Source organism: Lysinibacillus sp. NPDC093216, assembly GCF_050280325.1.
Classification (GTDB): Bacteria; Bacillota; Bacilli; order Bacillales_A; family Planococcaceae; genus Lysinibacillus.
The window spans coordinates 89,759-100,574 of sequence record NZ_JBNNVB010000022.1 but is presented as its reverse complement, the minus strand read 5'-3'; the positions used below and the strand labels follow the sequence as shown (position 1 = coordinate 100,574).

Here is a 10,816-nt window from a genome sequence, read left to right as displayed (position 1 = left end):
TCATACCGATTAAAGCATCATTTAACATCGGAAAACGAGTGATTTTGTACATCCTTAAACGAGCGAAAATGTACATATTGGTGTTGACATTTATAAATAGTAAAGGATTATGCATTTCATTTTCCCCTTTTAAATTTTTGATTACTAAAAAATTATATAAAAACTATCCCTCCCAAGACATTCGTCTTGAGGACGAGAGTTATAACTTCGTGGTACCACCTCAGTTTGTTGATATGTCAACATATCAACCTCTTCAGGTACGTTCATATCCTATCTTTGAACCCGTCTCACAATCCCTGATTTTTCATTAGATTGGTAAGATACTCAGAGTCTTTTTTATTAAGATTTATCACTATTACTCCTTTTCAGAAAATAGGAGCTCTCTGTAAATAATCAACTCTTAATTACTTCTCATCAACGCTTGATATATTTAGAATTTTTCAATACTTTATCTAAAATTGTAATTATTGTCAACAGATTTCTTATTCAACTACCCTGCCCCGTTAGCTCAATAAGAAAAAAGATGCTACCGCAGCAACATCTTGTTTAACTCTTGCACCCGTTAGTTTAATAAGAAATGGAGGAACTCAATTAAATTAAGTTCCCCCGTTACTATGAATATTTACAATTAAATCTATTTCGGCTTACACTCAAAAGAATAATTACTTGTGAGATTAGTACGAATTTCTAATATGACTTCTCTACCATTTTCATAACAGCCAGTGATGAGTAAATTTATTTCTTTAGTATTGAAATAACTATAGGTATGCGTTATAAAAGACACTCCAAATAAAGCGATAACGAAAAGCCATAAAATGCCTTTTAAATCCTTTTTTTTAAAGATACTCATTTTCATCCCCTCCTAAATTTTAATTGAACTAATCTATTCCTTTACCTTATTACGCTTAAAAGTAATAGAATTTCCATTTTTTTCAAAAAAAGCAAAACTCCCATTATTGAACTAACCTTCTCCGTTAGTTCAATAAGAACAGCGACGCTTCTTCAACTAAAGTTCTTGTTAGTTTAAATTGAAGTACCGATTAAAAAATAATGATTTACAGCGTTATATATTGTCTATATATGCACGTTTTTATTCATATAGCATATCTGTAGAATTTTCTGCAAATTTTTGAAAAGTCTTATTGTAGCTATGTTTATATACCTTTCCATAAAATGCTGCATAATTAATGTTCATACAAAAAGCCCAAAACGTTGATTTAACAACATTCATGACTTTTTAATGTGTGCCCAAACTTCCATTTGGAAACGTTATTAGGTTTAGTTATGTATACGTTATAAATCCTGGTTGCACTAAATCCTCCATTAGTTGAAAAAGAAAAGTTAAACATATTCAACAATCGCGGCCCGTTAATTAAACATTTGTTACCTTATTCATTCTAAAACAAATCCAAAACGTTAGGGTATATGTATTGTAAAGTCAGAATAAAAAGAACAATCAAGCATATTGTGGATATTAAAAACACCCAAACTTTTTTTATCCTTAACTGTACAAAAGCAGATACCAACACAAGAATATTAAAAATCACAATCATTGAAACCCAAACCCCATAAGTTTGATCTGGGTCTGGTGCAGCAACGCTAAATGCTGGGCCTAAACCAATAAGAGTTACTAATATGAATATCAATCCGTGTACCAAGTATACTGCTGCCTTAAACAATTAAACCACCTGCCCTCTCCAATCTCGATCATGAGTAAAATAATCCTTACTCCGTTAAATGACCCGTTTGCGGAACAACTTAATACATTGTAATTTCAAATGACTTTATGAATTAAACAACTTTAATATCACGAAACACTTTTAAGTATAACATTAGTTCCCAAAGCGCCGTTTGGTAACAATTCTTTCCTGTTTTTTAATTTAAAACTCGAGCGAAGCGACAACAAATATAGCTGCTTATTTTGGAAAATAAAAGCTAAATATTTGTAAAGGTCGTAGGAATCTCCTACCAAGCCAAAAACAGCGTTTTCGGGGATTACCATGGTAATCCCGTTGCTTGCCTTTCTCTCAAAAATAGAAAACTTTCTAATCTTTTCTATACTTTTCACTAAAGCACCCCATTAGTTTAAGAGGAAAATTAAAAAAATAATATAACCTTTTATCATTTTCCGACAGAAAACTCCCACTTCTATAAGTGTGAGTAGTTCAAGTTTCGCCCATAAACACAAGTAGTACGATTGACAATGAAACGCCAATGACATAAATCCCAAAAACAATCATAGGGGAATACTTCCAAAATCCTTTTTCTCTTTTTTTAAAGCTCTGAACACTAAATATTATTCCTATGACGAACATAATAGCCCCAACGAAGAATAGCCAAGCAGTATTAAGTTGAAAGTAATAAAAACACGCTACACAAATAAGTCCTACTACTGAAAATAATGTTGATAATATCCCTTTTTTTCTGAGCATTGTTTACCGCCTCCTTAATTTCTACAATTACTATAAGGACGAACGAAATGAACATCAGTTCCAATTTTAATTAATTTTACCATTTAAAATATACAGAATCCATTACTGCTTATTGAACTAAACTGCACCGTTAGTTGAATAGCAACACTCTTTTAGAAAACGGCCTAATTTAAAGATTTAATTTATCCAAAACGAAGTTTGCGTGGTGAGATATGAAGAAACCTTGGTTTTTAATTATGTCAGGATCATCGATATTGCTTATATGTATCTATGCAATGTATCAGACTTTTTTCAAATCTCAAATTGGACCTATTGGAAGTGGGATATTTCTGAGATTTCATTTCTGACATTGGGTATAATAAGTCTAAAAAATTACCGTAATCGTTAAATCGCGAACAACTGGCTCTAACCAAATTCATTTCATAATGCAACTCTAAATCGTTTATCTAAAACAAAACCTTGATCGGCAACTGAAGTGACCCCAGTTAGATTTTTGTCTAACAACCGGATCCGCTTCAAATTTGCCTATCAAGGTTTTTTTCATCACTATTTAGCTATCTTCACTAGTTACTACTATTATTTAAATGCTTGAGCAGCTGCTACAGCTTTTTTCCAGCCTGCATAGATTTCTTCACGATGTGAGTCATCCATATTAGGTGTGAATTGGCGATCTAAATTCCAATACTCACTAATTTCATCTGGTGATTTCCAGAAGCCAACTGCTAAGCCCGCCAAATACGCAGCACCTAAAGCTGTTGTTTCGTTAATGACCGGACGATCAACAGGAACGTTTAATAAATCTGATTGGAATTGCATTAAGAAATTGTTTGCAACTGCACCACCATCTACACGTAATTTCGTTAGTGGAATATTGGCATCCGCTTCCATTGCACCAAGTACGTCTTTTGTTTGATACGCTAACGATTCTAATGTTGCACGTACAAAATGTTCTTTAGAAGTACCGCGCGTTAAACCGAAGACTGCACCTCGTACATCTGAATCCCAATAAGGTGTACCTAGACCAACGAATGCAGGAACTACATAAACGCCGTCAGCCGACTCTACACGCGCAGCATATTGCTCAGATTCTGAAGCAGAACGGAACATTCGTAAGCCGTCGCGTAACCATTGAATAGCAGAACCAGCTACGAAAATACTTCCTTCTAAAGCGTAAGTAACCTTACCATTTAAGCCCCATGCAAGCGTAGTTAATAAACCATTCTCTGATTTTACTGCCTTTTCACCAGTATTCATCAACATAAAGCAGCCCGTACCGTAAGTGTTTTTAACCATACCTTCTTCAAAGCAAGCCTGACCGAATAGAGCAGCTTGTTGATCACCCGCAGCCCCTGCAATTGGGACAGCAGAACCAAAGAACAGAGCTTCCTCCGTATATCCATACACTTCTGAAGAAGGACGAACCTCAGGAAGCATAGAAGCTGGAACGCCTAAAATGTCTAATATTTCTTCATCCCATTTTAAATCATAAATATTGTACATTAACGTACGAGAAGCATTTGAATAATCTGTTACATGGACTTTACCACCTGTTAACTTCCATATTAACCACGTATCAATCGTACCGAATAATAAATCGCCTGCTTCTGCTTTTTCACGAGCACCTTCAACATTGTCTAAAATCCATTTTACTTTTGTACCTGAGAAGTATGCATCGATTAATAAACCTGTTTTATCACGGAATAAATCATTGTAACCGTTTTCTTTCAATTCCTCACAAATAGCGTTCGTTTGACGTGATTGCCAGACAATCGCATTATAAATTGGTTTCCCCGAATGTTTATCCCAAACAACAGTAGTTTCGCGTTGGTTTGTAATACCGATCCCAGCAATTTGATGTGATTCAATATTTTTTGCAGAAAGCACTGTAGCGATACAAGAGAGAATAGAAGACCAAATTTCTTCTGCATGATGTTCAACCCATCCTGATTGTGGGAAATATTGCGGAAATTCTTGTTGTGCAACGTGGAGAATGCTCCCTTTTTCATCAAACAAAATAGCACGTGAGCTTGTTGTACCTTGGTCCAAAGCTAAAATATATTTTTTTTCTGACATCGGTCATACCTCCAATAATTTTTTAATTTCTTTCAGCGTCTTCTTTGTGCAAGCACAAAGCCGATTCCAGACTCATTGTTTCTGTGTGAAAGCGAAGCGACAGCTACAATTATGCCGAGGTATAATTGATTTACTCTTCACTTTTAACATTGTTCACTGTCATTTGAGCACTGATAAAAATAATAACTACGATAATAGCAAATACCCAAAATGCGATACTATTTTCCCCTTCAAAAATTTGTTGGAAAAATAGGGCACCAAATGTACCACCAATAATTGGACCTACAACTGGAATCCATGCATATGACCACCCTGAGTCACGTTTACCTGGGATTGGTAAGAAGAAGTGAGCAATACGTGGACCTAGGTCACGTGCAGGGTTAATTGCATAACCAGTAGGACCCCCTAATGCCATCCCAATGACTACAATTAGCATACCAACTAGAAATGGATTTAAACCATCCGTAATTGTATTTGTTCCTAATGCTAGAATACCTAAAACAAGTATAAATGTACCAATCATTTCTGAGATTAAATTTGATAATGGATGTTTAATAGCAGGCATCGTAGAAAATACAGCCAGTTTCGCTTCCGGATCTTTCGTACCTTTCCAATGTGGTAAATACATAAAATAAACGAGTACCCCACCTAAAAATGCACCAATCAATTGTGCAGCAATGTAAGTAGGTACGTCTTCCCACGGGAAATTACCGATTGTAGCAAGCGCGATCGTTAAAGCAGGATTTAAATGAGCCCCACTAATACCACCAACAGCATATGCAGCCATCGCCACACCTAGACCCCAAGCGAATGTAATCACTACCCACCCACCGCCAAAACCTTTCGATTTGTGCAGTGATACACCTGCAACAACGCCACCACCGAATAAAATAAGAATCATCGTGCCGACAAGTTCAGCTGTAAATGTTGACATACAAAAAGCCCCCCTTTGTAATATTGCACTTAGTAAAAAAATAAACCCACACTTAAACAAACTGCATGTTGTAATGCAGATGAATAAATGTGGGTTCCTTTTCCTAACCACGCGCTTTTTAACTTATGTACATTGTAGAGAAAATAATATACATAGTCAACGATATTTTTGGAAATTTTCCCACAAATTCTTATTTGATGTTGTAATCGCTATTGCTCCAGCCGATAACGCTTCCTCTATGCTTTCAACAGTGCGAACTAGTCCACCTGTAATAACTGGAATTTTTGTTCGCTGGTGTACTTCTGAAATCATTGAAGGAATGATGCCTGGTAATAATTCAATATAATCAGGCTTTGCTGACTCAATCATTGAAAAGCTTTTTTCAAGTGCAATCGTATCAATTAAAAAGACGCGCTGAATGGCAATAATCCCACGAGATTTTGCTTTTATTAACATATTAGATCGAGTGGAAATTATACCTGCTGGACGGATATCATTACATAAAAAATCTGCTGCAAAGTTATCCGTTTTTAAGCCATGAATTAAATCTGCATGAATAATTAATTTTTTACCGTTACGATCTGCTTCTCGTTTTATGGACATGAGCAAACTAATATGCACTTCTAATAGAACAATGTATTCGAATCGACTATTTAATATTTCATCAAATTGCTTTACTGTTCGTGCTGCGGGAATAATTTGTTGATCATTGAAATTCATTTGATTTCCCCTTTATTCAAAAAGTCAGGTCGCCATTAAGACGACCTTCCTTTTTATTATAATGCAGTTGTAGCTCTTGTTATTTCTAAATTTAAATCTTTTTCATATTGCGTACGTTGTTCAGTAGACCATTGTAATTGTTTTGCCATTTCATCTAATATCGCTTCTTTATATTGTATTACAAGGGCGATATTAAAGAACATATACGCTGTACGACGAATCATAAAGTCGTTTGGATGAACAACCATTTCATGATGAATACCGTACTGTAGCTGAGCATATAGCCCTTGTGGTAAAACAGGATGTTCTTCTTTAGCATATTCAAAAACAGTATCCACATTAGAACCATAATGATGTGCTAAATGTTTTGCTTCCTCTTCTGATAATCCGATATCAACACCCATTTTTGTTCGTTTTGACACGAAGGCATGTAAGTTTTGAGAGCCCCCAACATCTCCACCAGAAATATGAATATTCTTTGTATAACATGGTTTTGATGCAATGCCAAATCGTTGTTCTAAATCTTGCGCAATCATATTTAAAACCGTTTCAGCCATTTTACGATAACCTGTTAATTTACCGCCAGCGATTGTCACAAGTCCCGAAGCAGATTCCCACACTTCATCCTTACGAGAAATTTCAGATGGATTTTTACCTTCCTCATGAATTAATGGACGAACGCCTGCCCAGCTTGATTCGATATCTGCATCAGTGACGTTAACTTTTGGAAACATGTAATGAATTGCCTTCATTATATAATCACGATCTTCTTGTTGGATATTCATGTCCTTGGCATCGCCTTCGTAAAATGTATCTGTCGTTCCAACATATGTTTTCCCATTTCGAGGAATCGCAAACACCATACGACCATCAGGGGTATCAAAATAGACTGCTTGACGTAATGGGAATTTAGATTCATCAAAAACGATGTGCACACCTTTTGATAAAATTAAGTGCTTACCATTTTGTTCCCCTTCAATATTACGAACCTCATCTACCCATGGGCCTGCAGCATTCACAACTTTTTTTGCACGAATATTAAACGTATTATGAGCAATTAAATCTTGTGCTACGATACCATTAATTTTCTTTTGGTCATTGTATAAAAAGTTTTCTGCCTTTGTATAGTTAATGAGTGTAGCACCTTTTTCAATGGCAGCTTTGGCAACTTCGACTGTCAGACGTGCATCATCTGTACGATATTCTACATATACACCACCGCCGCGTAAATCCTCACCTTTGACTAAAGGTTCTTTTTCCATTGTTTTTGTAGCATTTAACATATATCGACGTTCAGAACGTTTAACCCCTGCTAAAAAATCATAGACACGTAAACCAATATTCGTTGAAAATTTACCGAATGTGCCACCTTTATGAAATGGTAGTAGCATCCAAACAGGAGTTGTTACATGCGGTCCATTTTCATAAACGATCGCACGCTCTTTTCCTAAATCTGCAACCTCTTTTATTTCAAATTGTTTTAAATAGCGAAGTCCACCGTGCACTAATTTTGTCGAACGACTTGAAGTACCAGCTGCGAAGTCTTGCATTTCAACTAACGCTACAGATAGTCCACGAGCAATTGCATCAAGTGCGATACCACAACCTGTAATCCCACCACCGATCACCAATAAATCGTATTCTTTACTTTGTAATTCTTCAATCGTTTGTTGACGTTGTATTGCTGAAGCTGTGCTCATAATGAATTTCCTCCTTATTTAAAGCGAAAAAAAGAGACCATTAAAAGCACATGTACAACTGTACATATGTTTTTAATGGTCTCTCAATCGCTCAAACCTAGTATATTAACTTAATTCCATTGTAATCTGTTTAGAAAGAAAAGGCAAGGTAGACCGTCTGGAAAAATTACGAATACAACATACACTTTTCAATCATTTATAGGTTTAAGGGCGTATCATATGTACTGTTCAATTGTCATGGCTTCAGATATTATTCCCAAATACGAAAAATTTATTTATCTTCATTTTTGAGTGGAGAATAAAATAAATTTAGTTGTAATCGTCGTATAGAAAAAGTTCCACTCCAATCAACTTAATATATGTCATACTTTTAATAATTGTTATCCCCATCTTTTGAGATATAAAAACAGCAGGTCCTCCATTAAGTGACGGAAAACCTGCTGATGGCAATCAATTATATCTCGGCATAACTGTAGCTGACGCTTCGCTTTCGCGCAGATAAACAACGCGTCCGGAATCGGCTTTGTACTTAGCCCTGCAGATGTTTTTTGCGCGAAAGCGTAGTGCTAACGCAGCGACAGCAGCACCGATGCAGGTCAGTTAGCCGTTATCGGATGGATGCGATGATTTTAGGCTAACATCCTCTAAGAACGACTTTTTTGCCGAAAGAAGTTAAAATATGTATTTTATCATTTCATGTATGTTGCAATAAGGATTATCACGACTTTCCGACTTGCGAAGTGCCATCATATCTGTGCAATTTTTAATAGCGACCTCATGTCGAAGTGCGATAGGTGCAATGACTGACTCATCCGCTTTATGACGAAAATAACGTATTACCCCAAGATGCTGCTCCATCTTGTCATTTAATACAGCTCGAGGATACTTTTCGGAAATATCGACTTCTTCAAAATGCAACAGTAGCCATAATTCGAACGCTTCATTTGAATAGGCGATATGAATATTATTTTCCTCGCAAAAGTCATTCACTTCCTCTAATTGCTTTTCGGTTAAATCATCCTTATCAAAAACAATCCATACCTCGTCAAAATATTGATAGCTTGAATCTCGATAGGCATGCTGGGCTAGCTTAATTGCTGAACGCTTGACGTTTTTTATTTTGACACTTACCATTTTTGAGCGCTTTAAAATACGCATTTGCTCAAAATAAATACGTTCGGTTTCACCTTCACAATAAATTAAAACGGTTTTACGCAGTGTTCGATTTCCTTGTTGACGCACTCTCACTGTTCAGATACCTCCATTTCCTATCAATTTTGCCTCAGCATAATTGCCTCCGGAATCGGCTTTGTACTTAGGCCGGCAGATGTTTTTGCAGATAAATTATCACAGGACGTGGCGTCTTAGACTAAGTTCCTTTATTTCAGCGGGTGTTTGGATTCCCGCTGAAATAAGTTAAATATTGATCTGATAAATATTCATTAATAACCGGTGTAGCTCCAAATTCTCCTTTTAAGTAACGCTTGGCATAGGAAATATCCCCACGTTTCTTCTGTAAATCTGCAAAATCAAATAAGGAGTATAACTCGGATTCATTTTTAAAGCTTTTATTCACAAACCAAATTTGATCGGAACGTAGTGGCTGATCTAATAAATCAATTTCATGACTTGTGACAACAAATTGATTCGTAACATTACGCTTGCTGTTCATAATGGCCATTAAAAATTCGCAGATGGACACATGAAATGCTGTGTCAAATTCATCTATAAAGATCGTCTTCCCTTTATTGTATGCATCGACCATGACACATGCTAAATGCAGCATACGGACTGTCCCCTTTGAATCCATGGTCCAATTGATCGTTTCTGTTCCGATTGGCGCGCCTGCTTCATCGAACGATAAATAGTGCAAATCGATATCCACCTCTTGAATAACCTCTGGAGTGTCAAAGTCATAGCCAATAGTATTTTTCTCTCTTCGTTCAACGCGTCTTGCCGTCACATCTTGAATAGAAAAGTCTGCAATCTTTAGTAACTTTATAACTTCTTTCTTAAAGTGCTCCTCTTCAAGTTTACGAATAAGTGGATGACTTGATAACCGATTTGCTTCATCTAAAAACATTATTTTATGTAAAAACCAATCAAATATTTTCCTAGCATCTGGATCATTAAAGACATTTAATACCGATAAGAAAGCTGTATTATTACGCGTATATTTTGTCAATTCTAGCGATGTGCTGTGGGCAGTTTCATACAAATATTCTGTTCCATCCCATTGTCTATTAAAAAGCTGCTCTTTCATAGACTTTGTCGTTTTAGTTAGACTTTCATAAAGAACCTGTGACGCATTATACTGTACCTCATAATCGTACAGTACCCCATCTAGTAATAACGAAATCATAAATTCTGTCGGTTGTTCCTGCTGACCTCCTAACTTAAACGGCTGGTAGGGCAAGCGTAGTTGTTTAACATTATTTAGATTTTCAAAGTTAAACAATAAAGAACGTAAAATTTTAATAGCAGTGAATAAGTTTGATTTTCCACTTCCATTTGGTCCGAAAATAAAGGCACTTTTTACAAGGTGAAATGAGTCGAATTTCATCGTATGTGTATCCTTTAATTTTCGAATACGGCTTCCCGCCACCATTGAAAATAGTGTTTCATCCTTATAACTTAAACAATTTTTCACTCTGAAATCTACCAGCATTTGTAAGCCTCCGTTCAATTCCGCAACATTCCTTTAATTATACTATAGGCGTAAAAAAACACCTATTACTCCGCGTAATACCAATAATGCGGAGCATTTGCTGATGAATGATACGTAATCGAAAATATAAAAAGACGATTTTCCCTTTACAGTAGGGTAAATCGTCAAATAGCCATCTACATATTTTGCCCATATTGATAAAAGCTAAAATTGTTCCAATAAAATGAGATTTTGTTCCGATAAATCTTCAAGGTATAATGAATTCATCACTATAACTTGGGGTTGATTT

At 35.9% G+C, this 10,816-nt stretch carries 10 protein-coding genes; all 10 read right to left on the bottom strand.

Annotated features, from left to right (window positions below; all coding sequences use genetic code 11):
- Positions 1 to 634 precede the first annotated feature (634 nt).
- Entirely contained in the window at positions 635 to 850 is a 216-nt protein-coding gene (locus ACQKOG_RS20375) for a hypothetical protein (protein WP_427448169.1), read from the bottom strand.
- Positions 851 to 1,397: 547 nt separating this feature from the next.
- Positions 1,398 to 1,679 (bottom strand): hypothetical protein, encoded by a 282-nt coding sequence (locus ACQKOG_RS20370; RefSeq protein ID WP_427448167.1) that lies wholly within the window; start codon positions 1,677 to 1,679, stop codon positions 1,398 to 1,400.
- Positions 1,680 to 1,807: 128 nt separating this feature from the next.
- Complete coding sequence (locus tag ACQKOG_RS20365) at positions 1,808 to 2,068, bottom strand: hypothetical protein (protein ID WP_370076839.1); 261 nt, start codon at positions 2,066 to 2,068, stop codon at positions 1,808 to 1,810.
- 97 nt (positions 2,069 to 2,165) lie between these two features.
- Complete coding sequence (locus ACQKOG_RS20360; RefSeq protein WP_370076838.1) at positions 2,166 to 2,432, bottom strand: hypothetical protein; 267 nt, start codon at positions 2,430 to 2,432, stop codon at positions 2,166 to 2,168.
- A gap of 576 nt (positions 2,433 to 3,008) precedes the next feature.
- Positions 3,009 to 4,505 carry a glycerol kinase GlpK gene (gene glpK, locus ACQKOG_RS20355; protein WP_427448165.1) on the bottom strand — a complete coding sequence of 499 codons (1,497 nt, stop codon included), beginning with the start codon at positions 4,503 to 4,505 and terminating at the stop codon, positions 3,009 to 3,011.
- Positions 4,506 to 4,635: 130 nt separating this feature from the next.
- Complete coding sequence (locus tag ACQKOG_RS20350; RefSeq protein ID WP_370076834.1) at positions 4,636 to 5,439, bottom strand: MIP/aquaporin family protein; 804 nt, start codon at positions 5,437 to 5,439, stop codon at positions 4,636 to 4,638.
- 156 nt (positions 5,440 to 5,595) lie between these two features.
- Positions 5,596 to 6,159 carry a glycerol-3-phosphate responsive antiterminator gene (locus ACQKOG_RS20345; protein WP_370076832.1) on the bottom strand — a complete coding sequence of 188 codons (564 nt, stop codon included), beginning with the start codon at positions 6,157 to 6,159 and terminating at the stop codon, positions 5,596 to 5,598.
- 56 nt (positions 6,160 to 6,215) lie between these two features.
- Positions 6,216 to 7,859, bottom strand: coding sequence for a glycerol-3-phosphate dehydrogenase/oxidase (locus ACQKOG_RS20340; protein WP_427448162.1), 1,644 nt, complete (start codon positions 7,857 to 7,859; stop codon positions 6,216 to 6,218).
- Positions 7,860 to 8,531: 672 nt separating this feature from the next.
- On the bottom strand, positions 8,532 to 9,107 hold the full coding sequence (locus tag ACQKOG_RS20335) for an RloB family protein (protein ID WP_370076828.1): 576 nt from the start codon (positions 9,105 to 9,107) through the stop codon (positions 8,532 to 8,534).
- Positions 9,108 to 9,243: 136 nt separating this feature from the next.
- Positions 9,244 to 10,527, bottom strand: a complete 1,284-nt coding sequence (locus ACQKOG_RS20330) for an AAA family ATPase (RefSeq protein WP_370076826.1) — start codon at positions 10,525 to 10,527, stop codon at positions 9,244 to 9,246.
- Positions 10,528 to 10,816 lie beyond the last annotated feature (289 nt).